Source organism: Bradyrhizobium sp. CCGUVB1N3, assembly GCF_024199925.1.
In the GTDB taxonomy this organism is placed as follows: domain Bacteria; phylum Pseudomonadota; class Alphaproteobacteria; order Rhizobiales; family Xanthobacteraceae; genus Bradyrhizobium.
In genome coordinates, this window is the sequence record NZ_JANADR010000001.1 from 4,082,911 (window position 1) to 4,097,471 (window position 14,561).

Genomic DNA, 14,561 nt, shown 5'->3' on the forward strand with positions numbered 1-14,561 from the left:
TACAATTGAAACCATTTTTTAATAAAGCAGGCCAAAGCTGGTCGTGGCGCCACAAAAAGCGCCACCCGCGGCAGAAGCGGCGGGGAGAACAGCGAGGCCGCATCATGGCAATGATCGAGACAACCTCTCATCCCGTCCCGGCAGGAGCCGGAGGCTCGACCCTCTTCGCCGAGCTCCGCGCGTTCTGGGTCCGGTTCTTCGTCACGGCTTTCAACCCCTACCGCCCGGAACTGCACTACATGCGCGGCCCCGGCCCCGCCTGGCGCGCCAAGCACGGCATGGATGCACCGTTCCGCCTGAAGCCGCGCGACCTCTGAGCCCTCATCTGCTGCCGGATTTTTGAAGCGCCCTGCCGCTTGCGCCGCTTACCGATTGCGCGCAAGCATGGCGAGGTTCGATCGATGGCGCCCCTGCCCGCGCTGTCGCCCCTCGCCATGGATGGACGGTTTTCCCGATGACGCGGCTGCGCTGTGCAATTCTCGACGATTATTTCAACATCGCCCAGGACGTCGCCTACTGGTCGAAGATCTCCGACCGGGTCGACGTCACGGTGTTCAATCACCCCTTTGCGTCCGAGCAGGCCGCGGCCGGCGCACTCGCCGATTTCGAGATTATCTGCGCGATGCGCGAGCGCACGGCGTTTCCCAAGAGCCTGTTCGAGGCGCTGCCCAAGCTGAAGCTGCTGCTGACCTCCGGCATGCGCAATGCCGCGATCGACATGGAGGCGGCGAAAGCGCGCAACGTCGTGATCTGCGGCACGCAATATTCCCGCGATCCGACCGCGGGGCTCACCATGGGCCTGATCCTCGAATTGACCCGCGGCATAGGCCGCGAGAACGCGCGCATGCATGCGGGCGAGTCCTGGCAGACTTTCGCCGGCATCGAGATCGAGGGCCGGACGCTTGGCGTTGTCGGGCTTGGCAAGCTCGGCAGCAAGGTCGCGGGGATTGCGAAGTCGTTCGGGATGAACGTCATCGCATGGAGCCCCAACCTGACGGCCGAGAAATGCGGGGAGCTCGGCGTCGGCTACGCCAGCAAGGAGGAGCTGTTTGCGAAGGCGGACATCATCACCATCCACGTGGTGCTGAGCGAGCGCTCGCGGGGACTGGTCGGCGCCGCCGATCTCGCGCGGATGAAGCCGACCGCCTATCTCGTCAACACCGCGCGCGGGCCGATCGTCGACGAGGCGGCGCTGCTCGAGGCGCTGCAACAGAAGAGGATCGCGGGTGCCGGCATCGACGTGTTCTCGGTCGAGCCGCTGCCGGTCGACCATCCCTTCCGCAAGCTCGACAATATCGTGCTGACGCCGCATCTCGGCTACGCCACCGCGGACGGGCTGCGCATCCATTACGGGCAGATGGTCGAGGCGATCGACGCCTGGTTCAAGGGCGAGCCACAGCGAAGGCTCGCCTGATCAAAACTCCGCAACCGTCATTGCGAGCGTCTGGTGACACCGAGCCGCGCGGAGATGGGGAGGTGCTCGTCTCGTCACAGGCGCCCTTCGCGTTCAACCGCCCGATCCGTCAAACAGCTGCAGATAATCCTTGAGATAGAAATGGATCGCCTGGTCGGCCAAGAACAGTAACAAAACACTCGACAGCAGGATTGCCCCCATCCTGACGATGTCTCTCCGGCTATTTATGCGATACGCGCGGTAAATGAGATAGGCGGCTACAGCGCCCCATGCCCACATCAAGATCTCGTCCGGAAAGTCACGCGCCGCACCATATGCGGTCTCGCTTGAGTATCCGTGTGAGCGGACCGCAAGATAAAGGACCGACATTGCGGGCATCAGCGAGAACAAAATCGCCAACATGGAGCGATATGCCCACGTCATGAGCAAGCACCTGCGGGTTCACGGAGCCACACATTCTATTCCGTCATCCGCCCTGCCCGAAATCGAGTTGCAGATAGTCCTTGAGATAGAAATCGACAGCGTGTTTGGCAGACAGGAACAACAAAACATACGACAGCAGAATCACCCCGAGATGGACAACGCCTCTCCGGTTATTTAGGCGGAATGCGCGGTAGACGAGATAGAGCGCTACCGCGAAGCTTACCCAGATCAAAACCAGTCGAGGAAGTTCAACCGCCGTATCATACTCGGTAATATGGCTATCGGGAAAACCTGCAAACATCAAAGAGAATGCAAGATCCTGGGCAAAGGCCAACGGCGTCAGCGAAAACAAAACTGCCAATAGCGCGCGGGATGTCCGTTTCATGCACCGAACCACGCGATCATTTCAGCCCGCCAATATTCTCGCGGCGTGGTTCGATGGTGAGCCGTCCAGGTTGTCTTGACCTTGCAACGTGGCGCGTGATCCCATTTGCAGCCGCCCAGGTCCTGCCCTATCGGGGCAGGTCAGGACTCCAGACAGGAGACCTAGCGCACCGTCACCGGCGCAGGCAGTGGCGGAACGACCGTGGGCTGCATGCCGGGGACCGGAGGCGCCATCTGCGCGGTGGCGGGTCCGCCGGGCGGCGGCGCGGCCGAAGCGGTAGCTGTGCCGGGCGGCGGGCCACCGGGCATCACGACGACGCGGGTGCCGACCTTGACGCGATCGAACAGGTCGGAGACGTCCTCGTTCAGCATGCCGATGCAGCCCGAGGAGACAAACTTGCCGATCGTCGAGGGTTGGTTGGTGCCGTGGATGCGGTACACCGTCGAGCCGAGATACATCGCCCGCGCGCCGAGCGGATTGCCGGGACCGCCGGCCATGAAGCGCGGCAGATAGGGCTGGCGCTCGATCATTTCCGTCGGCGGATGCCAATCCGGCCACTCCGCCTTGCGGGTGATCTTTTGCACGCCGGTCCAGGTGAAACCATCGCGGCCGACGCGCACGCCGTAGCGGATCGCGCGGCCATTGCCGAGCACATAATAGAGGTAGGTGTTCGGGGTATCGACAATGAGCGTACCGGCAGGCTCCTTGGTCTGGAGCGTCACTTCCTGCCGGCGCAGGTTCGGCGACAACTGCGTGGGCGCCGCGTCAGGCTGCTCCTCGGGCGGAAGCGCCGCAATCGTCACCGGCTGGCCATTCGGGCCGGTAGGCTGCTGCTGGACACCGCCGGTCGCGGCCGGTCCACCGACACCTTCCGGCGGCCGCAGACCGTCGCCGGCGCCCTGCGGCGCGGCGGGACGGTCGGCATAGATCACCGCGGGCGGGCCGGCGGGGCGGCCATAGCGGGGATCATCCGGCGACATCACCGGCCCCTGCGGCACATTGTTGGAATAGGCGGGCGCACCAGCCGGACGGCCGTAACGCGGATCATCCGGCGATACCACCGGCCCCTGCGGAGCGTTGTTGGAGTAGACCGGCGGACCGCCGGCGGGGCGACCATAGCGCGGATCGTCAGGCGACATCACCGGACCGGAGGGGCCGGGCGGCGGCAGCGCAGCGGAGTTCCGCGGCTGCGGCGGCACCGCGTCGTCGTCATCCTCGAGCGCGTCGAAATTCGGCACGCGGTCGCCGGGACGATATTCGGACGGGGAGCCCTGCTGATAGACCGGGGCCTGCTGGACTGGATAGCTCTGCTGAGCCTGCGCGAGCGAGGCTCCCGCCGCAGCGGCTGTTGCGGCAGCGCAAATCGTCAGAAAATGTTTGATCATCATCGCCCTAGTTTAGTCCCCAGGCCCGTCCGGACCGTTAACGGCACATGGACGAAGATCGCGGCGCATTCAAGACAAAACAGGCCGATTCGGGCCTGATTTGGTGAATTGTGATCGGCGGCGCGATCGTTGCTCCGGTGCATCACGGAGCGGAAATCGCGCGGGCCCGCTGGGCGCCGGACTCACCGCCCCCGATTTTTTACGGAACGGCTTGGGAGTGTTCGGGTATTCTCGAATCGGCCTGATTCGCCCTCGCTTTGACCTGTATCCCGCGCGGCGAACGCGGCAACTCAGTACCGTCACCGCGTTCAGATGGCTCAAGGGCCTCGGCAGCAACCTGCCAAGGCGGAAATTGCCCTTCGATGCTGCCCGGCTTTCGCTTCCTGCTTGCCGCGATCCTGTTGTCTACCTCCATCCTGGTGTTCGGCTTAGGGGCCGCCGCGCTGCTGCGGGCGACGCATGAGCAGTTCGTCAGCAACCCGTCCTGGCGAAATGGCCCGCAGGAGCAGGTGTTCGCGCAAGCGAGCGAACCGGCGCAGCCGGTGCTCGCAGTGTTCCGCGCCGAGCCGCTGCCGTCCTCGACCTCGGTACGGGACGACGTCCCGACCGTCGGTCTGCCCGAGAGCGGACCTGAGCAGGTTGCCGCACTGACGTCGGAGGTGAGCAGCGAGCCGGTCGCACTGGCCAGCGAAACTGCCGCTGCTGAAGCTCCCTCTCCGCCGGCCGAGACGCCGGCGCCGCAATCTGCGTCGGCCGAAACCACACCTTCGACCAGCGAGACCATGCCCGCTACCGGCGAGGCGGTGCCGACGCCGGTCGCAGCAGCCGAGCCACAACAGGCTGATGCCGCTAGCTCCGCGCCGTCCTCCGACACAAGAATTGAGGTTGCCGCCCTCGCCGATCCCGCAACTGCCGTGGCCCCCGAGCCGCCGCCGGCGAAGGTCGAGGCGACAAGCGACACTGCCGACAAACAGGCTACCAAGCGCCCCGCGCATCGGGCCAAGAAGCGCCACCGGATCGTACGGCGCCCGCCACCACCACCGGTCATGCCAGTGCAGCAGACCTTCAATCCCTTCGCCACGCAGCCACTGCAGCAGTATCAGTATCGGCAGCAATATCAGCAGCCGGCCTACGCGGCGACCACCCGCGCCCGATGAGCGGGCCTCACGCCGGCCCGGTCGCGATCGCCGGGCCGCCCTCCTGGCCCCATTCCGACCATGAGCCGTCATAGAGCGCGGTGTCGGTGACCCCGAGCCGATACAGCGCGAGCGTCAGCACGCCGGCGGAGACGCCGGAGCCGCAGCTCGTCACGATCGGCGCGTCGAGCTTGACGCCGGCGCCGGTGAAGGCGGCGCGCAGGTCGGCGAGCGGTTTCATTTCGCCGGTCGCGGCGTCGAACAATTGGGCATAGGGCACGTTGCGGGCGCCAGGGATGTGGCCGGAGCGGATGCCCGGCCGCGGCTCCGCCGCGCGGCCCTCGAAACGCTCCGCCGGACGCGCATCGATCACCTGCTCGGCACGGCTTTCGACGTTGGCGATCAACTGCTGCATGCTGCGCACGCGCTTCGGATCATAGCTTGCCTTGAAGGTCGCGGACTTCGGCTTCACCTCGCCGCCCTCCACGGGACGTCCCTCCGCGCGCCACTTCTTCAAGCCGCCATTGAGGATGCGCACGTTGCCGTGGCCATTGGACAAATACATCCACCACGCCCGCGGTGCGGCGACCCAGCCGCCGGCATCGTAGATCACGACAGTGTCGGCATTGGAGATGCCGAGATGGCCGACGTCGCGGCCGAACTGCTCGGCGCTCGGGAACATGTGCGGCAACGGGTTGGAATGGTCGGACACCGCGTCGACGTCGAAAAACACCGCGCCCGGCAGATGCGCGGCGAGGTAGTCGTCCTTCGGCAGCGGCAGCACGCCCGGCAGCTTGAAGGTGGCGTCGAGAATCTTGACGTTTGCATCATTGAGATGCGCGGCGAGCCATTCGGTAGAGACGAGGGGATCGGTGGCGGTGGTCATTCGGCATTTTCCTTGTCATTACGAGGCGTGCACAGTCCAAGCGAGGTTGAAGCAGTGCGCGTCAAACTCCGCTGTCATCGCCCGGCTCGACCAGGCGATCCAGTATTCCGGAGGCGGTCGTGATTGAGCCGAGAGGCCGCGGCGTACTGGATTCGCCGCCTTCGCGGGGAATGACGCCGGAGATTGGAGTAGCAGCGAAGCGCCCTCACCCCTTCTTCTTCGGCTCCCACTTCTCCACCGGCCCGCCGGCATCGCGCCAGGCGGCATAGCCGCCGGCGATGTGGGCGACGGGTTTGAGACCCATGTCCTGCGCGGTCTTGGCGGCGAGCGCGGAGCGCAGGCCGCCGGCGCAATGGAAGACGAACTTCTTGTCCTCCTGGAAGATCGGCTTCGCATAGGGGCTCTGCGGATCGATCCAGAATTCGAGCATGCCGCGGGTGCAGGCGAACGCACCGGGAATGCGGCCGTCGCGCTCGATCTCGCGGGGGTCGCGGATGTCGACGATGACGACGTCGCCATTCTTGGAGATTTCGATGGCGTCCTTGGCGGACAGCGTCTCGATCTCGGCATTGGCCTCGTCAATCAGCGCCTTGATGCCGCGGGTGATGTTTTGGGGCATGTGCTTCTCCCTCTTGTTGCCTCGTCGTTCCGGGGCGATGCGACGGGACCTCGAAGCGGCCCGGAGCATCGAACCAGGAACCTCGATCCATACTTACAGCATCGAGATTCCGGGTTCGCCCTTCGGGCGCCCCGGAATGACAGGGTGCTAGTGCGTCAACTCCTTCATCGCGCCCTCAAGCCCCTCGATGGTGATCGGGAACATGCGGTTCGCAAAGATGCGGCGGATGATGGTGGTCGATTCCGAATAGTCCCAGTGCTTCTGCTGCACCGGGTTGAGCCACACCGCATGCGGATAGGTGCGGATGATGCGATCGAGCCAGACCGAGCCCGGCTCCTCGTTGACGTGCTCGACCGAGCCGCCGGGCACCATGATCTCGTAGGGCGACATCGAGGCGTCGCCGACGAACACGACCTTGTAGTCGTGCGGATATTTGTGCAGCACGTCCCAGGTCGGCGTGCGGTCGGTGAAACGCCGCTTGTTCTGCTTCCACACGCCCTCATAGAGGCAGTTGTGGAAGTAGAAATACTCCATGTGCTTGAACTCGCTCTTGGCCGCCGAGAACAGCTCCTCGACCTGCTCGATATGCGAATCCATCGAGCCGCCGATGTCGAAGAACACCAGAAGCTTGACCGCGTTGCGCCGCTCGGGGCGCATGACCACGTCGAGATAGCCGTGGTTGGCGGTTTGCTTGATCGTATTGTCGAGATCGAGCTCGTCCGGTGCGCCGGTGCGCGCGAATTTGCGCAGGCGCCGCAGCGCGACCTTGATGTTGCGGATGCCGAGCTCGACATTGCCGTCGAGATCCCTGAACTCGCGCTTGTCCCACACCTTCACGGCGCGGTTGTTGCGGTTCTTCTCCTGCCCGATGCGCACGCCCTCGGGATTGTAGCCATAGGCGCCGAATGGCGAGGTGCCGGCCGTGCCGATCCACTTGCTGCCGCCCTGATGGCGGCCCTTCTGCTCCTCGAGCCGCTTCTTCAGGGTCTCCATGAGCTTGTCCCAGCCCATGGCCTCGATCTGCTTCTTTTCTTCTTCCGTGAGATATTTCTCGGCGAGCTTCTTCAGCCACTCCTCGGGGATCTCCGCCTTGTCCATGGCGTCGAGCAGGCTTTCCAGCCCCTTGAACACGGTGCCGAAGACGCGGTCGAACTTGTCGAGGTTACGCTCGTCCTTCACCAGCGAGGCGCGCGACAGATAGTAGAAATTCTCGACCGTATAGTCCGCGAGGTCGGCGTCGAGCGCCTCCATCAGCGTGAGGTATTCGCGCAGCGTCACAGGGACCTGCGCGTCGCGCAATGAGGTGAAGAATTGCAGGAACATGGATGACAGATTGCCCGTCGGATGGCTCCCGTCAAGGGGCGCAGCTTTCGGCCGAGGTCTGGACCGGGAGGCTTTTTGCTCTAAAATTACCGCGCTTGAGGCTTGGATTTAGGGATGTTTGCCATGGGAATTGTCGCAGCGCTGATCATCGGAGCGATCGCCGGCTGGCTCGCGGGAAAAATTGTTCACGGGGCGGGATTTGGGCTGATCGGCAACATGGTGGTCGGCATCATCGGCGCGCTGGTCGCGAGCTGGATCCTGCCGCAACTGGGCATCGGGCTTGCCACCGGCACGTTCGGCGCGATCCTGGACGCCACCGTCGGCGCGGTGATTGTGCTGGTCATCCTTTCGCTGATAAGACGGGTCTGAACAGCTTGACCGAACCCGAACGGCCGCTTTCAGCGGCCGTTCCTGTGTGGGCACGAGCCACTCCGCCCGCACCATGAACGACAAGGACGCGCGATGAAGTTTACCGGCACCAAGGACTATGTTGCGACCGACGATCTCAAGGTCGCGGTCAACGCCTCGATCGTGCTGGAGCGCCCGCTGCTGGTGAAGGGCGAGCCCGGCACCGGCAAGACGGTGCTGGCCGAGGAAGTCGCCAAAGCGCTGAACGCGCCGCTGCTCACCTGGCACATCAAGTCCACCACCAAGGCGCAGCAGGGTCTCTACGAATACGACGCGGTGTCGCGCCTGCGCGACAGCCAGCTCGGCGATGCCCGCGTCTCCGACATCAAGAACTACATCAAGCGCGGCAAGCTGTGGGATGCCTTCACCGCCGAGCAGCGCCCGGTGCTCCTGATCGACGAAATCGACAAGGCCGACATCGAGTTTCCGAACGACCTGTTGCTCGAGCTCGACCGCATGGAATTCCACGTCTACGAGACCGGCGAGACGATCAAGGCCAAGCAGCGCCCGATCATGATGATCACCTCCAACAACGAGAAGGAGCTGCCGGACGCTTTTCTCCGCCGCTGCTTCTTCCACTACATCAAGTTCCCCGACGCCGAGACCATGGGCCGGATCGTCGACGTCCATTTCCCCGGCATCAAGAAGCGCCTGGTGGAAGAGGCGCTGCGCATCTTCTTCGAGGTGCGCGAGGTGCCCGGCTTGAAGAAGAAGCCCTCGACCTCCGAACTGCTCGACTGGCTGAAGTTGCTGCTCAACGAGGAAATGACGCCGGAGCAACTGCGCGAGCGCGACCCGCGCAAGCTAATCCCGCCGCTGCACGGCGCCCTGCTCAAGAACGAGCAGGACGTGCATCTGTTCGAGCGGCTGGCGTTCCTGAGCCGTCGCGAGGTCTGAGGCGCGTCCAGGAGCAACCCGTTAGTCCCGTCATCCTGAGGTGCGAGCAACGCAAGCCTCGAAGGATGAACGGCCGAGATGCAGTCGGGCCGTCGCCCTTCGAGGCCTCCGCTGCGCTCCGGCACCTCCAGCGACAATGGCTTCGCCATTGCGCGGGGGTGACGGTGAGACACCCGGAGGTTTCGCAAGCGCTCAACCCATCCCCGCCCGCGCGGCATTGGAGCAGTCCGGTTCGAACGCTGCCCTGTGGGAAGATCAGTACTTCGCGACGAGCGGGCCACCCCAGCGGTAGTTCAGGCGAACCAGGCCGATGTCGACGTCCTGACCAATACGGCCGGTTCCTGCAAAAGCGCCCGGCGGAAGACCAAAGACCCCAGTGAAGTAGAAGTTCACGTCGCGATGACCCATGAACAGGTGATCGTACTCAAGACCGACCGACCAGTTCGGAGCGAAGCCAAATTCGAGGCCGGCCCCCACCGCGCCGCCCCAGCGCGTTTCGCTTGCAGTGTCGATCGCCAGCCCGGTCGGAATATCGAAAGCTCGGTATTTGTCCCTGACGACTGCAGCGCCACCCTTCACATAGAGCAGCACGTTGTTCCAGGAGTAGCCGACCTGGCCCGTGAACAGCCCGAACGCATCGATCTTTGATTCATCCTGGACGTTCGCAAAGACGAGGTTGGCGTTGGACCCCCTGAAATCGGCCCAGTTGCCCTGTGCCTCCACGCCGAACACCCAGTTCGCCGTCTGCCAGCGGTAGCCGATCTGACCGCCGACGGTGCCCCCTGTGGCGTCGTGGCACCCCATAAAAACGGGCGGAGCGACGAGCACACCAGCCATATTGACCAGGTCCCAGCACTTGTGGGCGGAGCCTCCGCCGCCATTGATGCCGATGTAGAAGCCGCTCCAATCATAGACCGGAGCCACTATGGGAGGGGGCGCTTTGGTGTATGGCCGCGCCGCCAGATCAGCGGCCGAGGCAGGAGCGACGAGCGCGATCAGAGCAATCGTGCCCAGCAAGATCTTCTTCATGGTGTCGACTCCGAATCGAATCTACTGCGGAGCCCCCACGCACAACCTATCATTGTCCTCCAAAATTCACGTCACCCGAACGCCACACCGCGGAGAAAGGTGAGAGTTCCTCAACCGGACGTTGATACCGCAGCCATCGCGGATTTTGCCTGGCTCATGGCGCGTAGCTTGTAGAGCGCAGAAGCCGTAGGGTGGGTTAGCGTCAGCGTAACCCACCGCTTCTTAGCAGGTGGAAAGCAAAGAGGTGGGTTACGCTTCCGCCTTCGCTCTTCGAGCGACGGCGGACAAGTCGCTTACCTACCCTACTCCTCACGCCACCGCCGTTTCCGGCACGTTCGCCGCTTCCATCGGCTGCTTGCCGCGGATCAAATCCGAGGCGCGGTCCGCAATCATCATCGTCGAGGCGTTGAGGTTCGCCGAGATCATGCGTGGCATCACGGAGGCGTCGACGACGCGCAGGCCTTGGAGACCGTGGACGCGGAGCTGATCGTCGACCACGGCCCAGGTGGACTCGGCCGGGCCCATGCGGCAGGTGCAGCCGGGGTGGAAGGTGGTGGTGCCGCGCTCGGTTGCTGCCGCGAGGAATTCGTCATCCGTGTTGATGTTCGGCCCCGGGAAATCCTCGTAGGCGTAATAGGGCGACAGCGGCACGGACTTGAGCAGGCGCCGCGCGAGCTTCATGCCGCCGACGATGACGCGGCGGTCGAGCTCGGCGTCGAGATAGTTGGTCTGGATGATCGGCGGGGCAAAGGGATCGCTCGAGCGGATGCGGACATAGCCGCGGCTTTCCGGGCGCTGCTGCCAGGAGGCGACCGTCATGCCGGGCTCGTCCTCGAGCTGGCCCTGCACGCCTTCCTTGTAACTCGCCGGCGTGAAGGTGAGCTGGAGGTCCGAGCGATCCGGACTCTCGCCCGAATACCAGAAGCAATAGACCATGGTCGGCGACAGCGACAGCAAGCCGCGGCGCGCCGTCGCCCATTTCAGCGCCTCGACCCAGAGACGCCAGCCGCGGCGGAGCTCGTTGATGGTCTTGATGTCCTTGACGCGCGCCACCGTGCGCGGCGCGTAATGGTCCTGCAAGCCTTCGCCGACCGGGAGCGCGTGGCGCACCGCGATGCCGTGCGATTGCAGCAGATCGGGCGAGCCGACGCCGGAGAGCTGGAGGAGCTGCGGCGAATTATAGGTGCCGCCGGCGAGGATCACTTCCTTGTTGGCGCGCACTTCGATCGGCGTGCCGCCGCGGCCGCCCTTGATGTAGCGCACGCCGACCGCGCGCTTGCCCTCGAAGATGATTTCGGTGGCGTGCGCGTGGGTATGCACATGCACGTTCGGCCGCTTCATCGCGGGCTTGAGGAACGCGGTCGAGCCGGAGACGCGCAGGCCGTTGTCGATGGTGCGCTGGCAGTAGGACACGCCTTCCTGCGTCTTGCCGTTGTAGTCGGGATTGCGGGGAATGCCGAGCGACACAGCGCCTTCCATGAAGGCCTCGCAGAGCGGATCGCGCCATTCCATGGTGGTGACGGTGAGGCTGCCGTCGCGGCCGCGATAGAGATCCTCGCCTTCACCGACCCGCTTCTCCAGCCGCTTGAAGTAGGGCAGCACGTCGGCATAGCTCCAGCCGCGATTGCCCATCTGCGCCCAGGTGTCGAAGTCGAGGTTCTGGCCGCGGTTGTAGATGTGCCCGTTGATCGAGGACGAGCCGCCGAGCGTCTTGCCACGCGGAGCGTAGATGCTGCGGCCGCCGGTCCAGGGTCCCGGCTCCTGCTGGTAAGCCCAGTTGATGCTCTTCATGTGGAAGGTCTTGATGAAACCCGCCGGCAGATGGATGTAGGGATGCCAGTCGCTCGGACCTGCCTCGAGCACGCAGATGCTGGTGTTCGGATCCTCGCTGAGCCGATTGGCGAGCACGCAGCCGGCCGAGCCGGCGCCAACGATCACATAGTCAAATCTGTCCATCTTGCCTCAAGCTCCCCTCAACGCGGCTTGTCGTTGAGTTGATAGGTCAAATGCGCCTTCACCGTCGGCCATTCGGCGGCGGTGATGCTGTAGACGACGGTGTCGCGCAGCGCGCCGTTCGGCGCGACCTGGTGGCTGCGCAAAATGCCGTCCTGCTTGGCGCCAAGCCGCTCGATGGCGCGCCGGCTCTGGTGATTGAAAAAATGCGTGCGGAACTCGACCGCGATGCAGTTGAGCTGCTCGAAGGCATGGGTCAGCAGCAGCAGCTTGCACTGCGTGTTGAGGGGACTGCGCTGCGCGCTCTTGGCGTACCAGGTCGATCCGATCTCGACGCGGCGGTTGCTCGCATCGATGTTCATGTAGGTGGTCTGGCCGACGATCTTGCCGTCGGCGTCGAACACCGTGAAAGGCAGCATGGAACCCGCAGTCTGCAAGCCAAGGCGGCGATCGATCTCCTTCGCCATGTTCTCAGGTCTGGGGATCGCGGTGTACCAAAGCTTGTCAAGCTCGCCGTCCTTGACGGCCTCCACCAGGGCGTCGCGATGCTGCTGCGACAACGGCTCGAGCCGCGCATGCTCGCCGCGCAGGGTGATGGGATCAGGCCAGGGCATTCTATCGTTCCTCATGATTGTCATTCCGGGGCGGCTCGAAGAGCCGGACTATGGTGCGCACTTGCGCACCTGAGAATCTCGAGATCCCGGGTTCTATGCTCCGCATAGCCCCGGGATGACAATCGCGTTTTACGCGATTGTCACTTATTCAAAAAATTCAACGGCAAACCGCCGCGCGGCCAGTCCATGGCGATCAGTTCACCCCTGCCCGACAGCGTGATGTAGGCGGTCTTGAGCTCAGGGCCGCCGAAGGCGATGTTGGTGGTGACGCGGTCGCCGGTCGGGACCTGCTCGACCAGCTTGCCATCCGGCGCGATCACCGAGATGCAGCCGGAAACCAGCGTTGCGACACAGACATTGCCGTTGGCCTCGACCGCAAGCGAGTCGAACATCTGGTAGCCGCCAAGCCCCGCGATCGGGTTGCCGCGCTCGCCGCGATAGATCACCTCACGCGGCTTGAGCGTGCCGGGTGCGGAGAGCTCATAAGCCCAGAGCCGCGCGGTCGGCGTTTCCGCGATGTAGACGGTGTTCTCGTCCGGCGACAGCCCGATGCCGTTCGCCGGCAGCACGCCGTGCACGACCTCGACGATGTCGCTCATGCCGGGCTTGAGATAGTACATCCCGCCGACATCCATGTCGCGCGCACGACGCTTTCCGAGGTCGGAGAACCACAGGCCGCCATGCCGGTCGAAGACGAGATCGTTGGGACCGCGCAAATCATGCTCGCCGCATTTGGTCACGACGGTCTCAACCTTGCCCGATTGCAAGTCGACGCGCTGGATCGCGCCGCCGAGATAATCATCGGGCTGCGGCCCAGGCATGATCATCTTGCCAGCCGGGATCCAGGAGAAGCCGCCGTTGTTGCAGATGTAGATCTTGCCGTCGGGGCCGAGCGCAGCGCCGTTCGGCCCGCCGGGAATTTTTGCGACGATCTCTTTCCGCCCGTCGGGATAAACGCGCGTGAGCCGTGCCCCGCGGATCTCCACCAGCACGACCGAGCCGTCCGGCATCACCACCGGCCCTTCCGGAAACTCGAGGTCGGTGGCGAGAACGCGGACGTCGGACATTTTGGCCTCCCGGCGGCTTGTTATGGCTTGCACGGGAGATGTCGGCCCCGCACGCAAGATTTGCCTGCGGTTATGGCAAAGTCGCTCCCGCTTGCCAAGCAAGCGGCCGGGTATGCCAGCGTTGCGCCGCCCTATTCCTTCACCGGCACCCAGATCTCGAAGCCGCCATTGCCGGTCTTGGGATCGAACTTCTCGTCATAGCGTTCGAAGTTCGGTGCGTCCGCGGCCTTCAGGTTTGAGGCCGGCAGCCACTGATTCCAGATCGTGTTGACGGTGCGGCGGATCGAGGCGACGTGGTCGGCGTGGGTGAAGACCGCATAGCGCTGCTCGGGAATGCGGATGCGACCAAAGCGCCGCGGCAGGTCGGAGAAGTCGGAGACTTCGACGCCGGCGATGTAGTCGAAATTGCCGGCGTCATCGCCGTTGCAGCAGACGCCATAGGCGACTTGATATTTCCCTTGGCCGACGCACGCGGGAATGTCGGCGACCTCCTGGTGGAAGCGGTGCCAGAGGCCAGGGATGACGGCGCCATTGTCGCAGGAGATGCGCTCACCGAGGCCTGCGACGAGGAAGGCCTTGGCGGTTTCGAAGCGGGGCGGTGCGAGATTGTCGAGCAGTGTGGCGTCCATGAGGATCGGCTCCTGAAGCTTGAGTTGGCTCGTGCACGTTGCCGCCCTGACCGCCTCGGGTGTCACGCCAAAATGGTCGCGGAACGCGCGGGTGAAGGCTTCGTGGGAGCCATAGTCCGCTTCCAGCGCGAGTGACAAAATGTCCGGCGCGCCGCGCGCCAGGTTACGCGCGGCTTCCGTGAGCCGCCGCGCCCGCACGTAGCGCATCACCGGAAATCCGGTCGCTGCCGCAAACGCGCGCACCATGTGGAAGCGCGACACGCCGCCGATCTCGGCGATCTGGTCGAGCGTCATCGGCTCGGCGAGATGGCTTTCGATGAACCAGAGTGCGCGCTGGGCTGGGTTCATGAACTTACGGCCCTCATTCGAAGCGTGGCGATGGTGCACGAATTG

At 64.2% G+C, this 14,561-nt stretch carries 16 protein-coding genes; 5 read left to right on the plus strand and 11 right to left on the minus strand.

Annotation, left to right across the window (positions count from 1 at the left end; translation table 11 throughout):
- Window positions 1-104 precede the first annotated feature (104 nt).
- Together NLM33_RS19515 and NLM33_RS19520 are read left to right on the plus strand one after the other, a co-directional pair.
- Window positions 105-317, plus strand: a complete 213-nt coding sequence (locus NLM33_RS19515) for a hypothetical protein (protein WP_254097729.1) — start codon at window positions 105-107, stop codon at window positions 315-317.
- Between the two features lie 137 nt (window positions 318-454).
- Complete coding sequence (locus tag NLM33_RS19520) at window positions 455-1,414, plus strand: D-2-hydroxyacid dehydrogenase family protein (RefSeq protein WP_254097731.1); 960 nt, start codon at window positions 455-457, stop codon at window positions 1,412-1,414.
- Between the two features lie 93 nt (window positions 1,415-1,507).
- Here the strand turns inward: NLM33_RS19520 and NLM33_RS19525 are convergent, their stop codons facing one another.
- The 3 genes from NLM33_RS19525 to NLM33_RS19535 all read right to left on the minus strand — a co-directional run bounded on the left by NLM33_RS19525 (window position 1,508) and on the right by NLM33_RS19535 (window position 3,607).
- Window positions 1,508-1,837, minus strand: a complete 330-nt coding sequence (locus tag NLM33_RS19525; RefSeq protein ID WP_254097733.1) for a hypothetical protein — start codon at window positions 1,835-1,837, stop codon at window positions 1,508-1,510.
- Between the two features lie 43 nt (window positions 1,838-1,880).
- The gene (locus NLM33_RS19530) at window positions 1,881-2,222 is read right to left on the minus strand and encodes a hypothetical protein (protein WP_254097735.1); all 342 of its coding nucleotides are present in this window, start codon (window positions 2,220-2,222) and stop codon (window positions 1,881-1,883) included.
- 161 nt (window positions 2,223-2,383) lie between these two features.
- A complete protein-coding gene (locus NLM33_RS19535) occupies window positions 2,384-3,607 on the minus strand; it encodes a L,D-transpeptidase (protein ID WP_254097737.1) in 1,224 nt (407 codons plus the stop codon).
- A 362-nt stretch (window positions 3,608-3,969) separates the two neighbouring features.
- On the opposite strand from NLM33_RS19535, the gene NLM33_RS19540 reads away from it, so the two are divergent.
- Entirely contained in the window at window positions 3,970-4,764 is a 795-nt protein-coding gene (locus NLM33_RS19540; RefSeq protein ID WP_254097739.1) for a hypothetical protein, read from the plus strand.
- A 7-nt stretch (window positions 4,765-4,771) separates the two neighbouring features.
- On the opposite strand, the gene sseA is transcribed toward NLM33_RS19540, so the two are convergent.
- The 3 genes from sseA to NLM33_RS19555 all read right to left on the minus strand — a co-directional run bounded on the left by sseA (window position 4,772) and on the right by NLM33_RS19555 (window position 7,571).
- Window positions 4,772-5,629, minus strand: coding sequence for a 3-mercaptopyruvate sulfurtransferase (gene sseA, locus NLM33_RS19545; protein WP_254097741.1), 858 nt, complete (start codon window positions 5,627-5,629; stop codon window positions 4,772-4,774).
- A gap of 205 nt (window positions 5,630-5,834) precedes the next feature.
- Window positions 5,835-6,248 carry a rhodanese-like domain-containing protein gene (locus NLM33_RS19550; RefSeq protein WP_254097743.1) on the minus strand — a complete coding sequence of 138 codons (414 nt, stop codon included), beginning with the start codon at window positions 6,246-6,248 and terminating at the stop codon, window positions 5,835-5,837.
- Between the two features lie 147 nt (window positions 6,249-6,395).
- Window positions 6,396-7,571: a VWA domain-containing protein gene (locus tag NLM33_RS19555; RefSeq protein ID WP_254097745.1), complete on the minus strand. Its 1,176-nt coding sequence runs from the start codon at window positions 7,569-7,571 to the stop codon at window positions 6,396-6,398.
- Window positions 7,572-7,694: 123 nt separating this feature from the next.
- Between NLM33_RS19555 and NLM33_RS19560 the strand changes: the two genes are divergently transcribed.
- Window positions 7,695-7,940 carry a GlsB/YeaQ/YmgE family stress response membrane protein gene (locus NLM33_RS19560; protein WP_254097747.1) on the plus strand — a complete coding sequence of 82 codons (246 nt, stop codon included), beginning with the start codon at window positions 7,695-7,697 and terminating at the stop codon, window positions 7,938-7,940.
- Between the two features lie 93 nt (window positions 7,941-8,033).
- Window positions 8,034-8,876 (plus strand): MoxR family ATPase, encoded by an 843-nt coding sequence (locus NLM33_RS19565; RefSeq protein WP_027522430.1) that lies wholly within the window; start codon window positions 8,034-8,036, stop codon window positions 8,874-8,876.
- Between the two features lie 255 nt (window positions 8,877-9,131).
- On the opposite strand, the gene NLM33_RS19570 is transcribed toward NLM33_RS19565, so the two are convergent.
- The 5 genes from NLM33_RS19570 to NLM33_RS19590 all read right to left on the minus strand — a co-directional run bounded on the left by NLM33_RS19570 (window position 9,132) and on the right by NLM33_RS19590 (window position 14,516).
- Window positions 9,132-9,905 carry an outer membrane protein gene (locus NLM33_RS19570; RefSeq protein ID WP_254097749.1) on the minus strand — a complete coding sequence of 258 codons (774 nt, stop codon included), beginning with the start codon at window positions 9,903-9,905 and terminating at the stop codon, window positions 9,132-9,134.
- Between the two features lie 309 nt (window positions 9,906-10,214).
- A complete protein-coding gene (locus NLM33_RS19575; RefSeq protein ID WP_254097751.1) occupies window positions 10,215-11,861 on the minus strand; it encodes a GMC family oxidoreductase in 1,647 nt (548 codons plus the stop codon).
- A gap of 17 nt (window positions 11,862-11,878) precedes the next feature.
- Window positions 11,879-12,472, minus strand: a complete 594-nt coding sequence (locus NLM33_RS19580; RefSeq protein WP_254105838.1) for a GNAT family N-acetyltransferase — start codon at window positions 12,470-12,472, stop codon at window positions 11,879-11,881.
- Between the two features lie 140 nt (window positions 12,473-12,612).
- A complete protein-coding gene (locus NLM33_RS19585; RefSeq protein ID WP_254097753.1) occupies window positions 12,613-13,539 on the minus strand; it encodes an SMP-30/gluconolactonase/LRE family protein in 927 nt (308 codons plus the stop codon).
- Between the two features lie 131 nt (window positions 13,540-13,670).
- Window positions 13,671-14,516 carry an AraC family transcriptional regulator gene (locus NLM33_RS19590; RefSeq protein WP_254097755.1) on the minus strand — a complete coding sequence of 282 codons (846 nt, stop codon included), beginning with the start codon at window positions 14,514-14,516 and terminating at the stop codon, window positions 13,671-13,673.
- Between the last annotated feature and the right edge of the window lie 45 nt (window positions 14,517-14,561).

Bases quoted from the DNA above. Each gene is read 5' to 3' on its own strand.
- NLM33_RS19515 (WP_254097729.1), top strand. From the start codon at position 105: ATGGCAATGATCGAGACAACCTCTCATCCCGTCCCGGCAGGAGCCGGA.
- NLM33_RS19520 (WP_254097731.1), top strand. From the start codon at position 455: ATGACGCGGCTGCGCTGTGCAATTCTCGACGATTATTTCAACATCGCC.
- NLM33_RS19525 (WP_254097733.1), bottom strand. From the start codon at position 1,837: ATGACGTGGGCATATCGCTCCATGTTGGCGATTTTGTTCTCGCTGATG.
- NLM33_RS19530 (WP_254097735.1), bottom strand. From the start codon at position 2,222: ATGAAACGGACATCCCGCGCGCTATTGGCAGTTTTGTTTTCGCTGACG.
- NLM33_RS19535 (WP_254097737.1), bottom strand. From the start codon at position 3,607: ATGATCAAACATTTTCTGACGATTTGCGCTGCCGCAACAGCCGCTGCG.
- NLM33_RS19540 (WP_254097739.1), top strand. From the start codon at position 3,970: ATGCTGCCCGGCTTTCGCTTCCTGCTTGCCGCGATCCTGTTGTCTACC.
- sseA (WP_254097741.1), bottom strand. From the start codon at position 5,629: ATGACCACCGCCACCGATCCCCTCGTCTCTACCGAATGGCTCGCCGCG.
- NLM33_RS19550 (WP_254097743.1), bottom strand. From the start codon at position 6,248: ATGCCCCAAAACATCACCCGCGGCATCAAGGCGCTGATTGACGAGGCC.
- NLM33_RS19555 (WP_254097745.1), bottom strand. From the start codon at position 7,571: ATGTTCCTGCAATTCTTCACCTCATTGCGCGACGCGCAGGTCCCTGTG.
- NLM33_RS19560 (WP_254097747.1), top strand. From the start codon at position 7,695: ATGGGAATTGTCGCAGCGCTGATCATCGGAGCGATCGCCGGCTGGCTC.
- NLM33_RS19565 (WP_027522430.1), top strand. From the start codon at position 8,034: ATGAAGTTTACCGGCACCAAGGACTATGTTGCGACCGACGATCTCAAG.
- NLM33_RS19570 (WP_254097749.1), bottom strand. From the start codon at position 9,905: ATGAAGAAGATCTTGCTGGGCACGATTGCTCTGATCGCGCTCGTCGCT.
- NLM33_RS19575 (WP_254097751.1), bottom strand. From the start codon at position 11,861: ATGGACAGATTTGACTATGTGATCGTTGGCGCCGGCTCGGCCGGCTGC.
- NLM33_RS19580 (WP_254105838.1), bottom strand. From the start codon at position 12,472: ATGCCCTGGCCTGATCCCATCACCCTGCGCGGCGAGCATGCGCGGCTC.
- NLM33_RS19585 (WP_254097753.1), bottom strand. From the start codon at position 13,539: ATGTCCGACGTCCGCGTTCTCGCCACCGACCTCGAGTTTCCGGAAGGG.
- NLM33_RS19590 (WP_254097755.1), bottom strand. From the start codon at position 14,516: ATGAACCCAGCCCAGCGCGCACTCTGGTTCATCGAAAGCCATCTCGCC.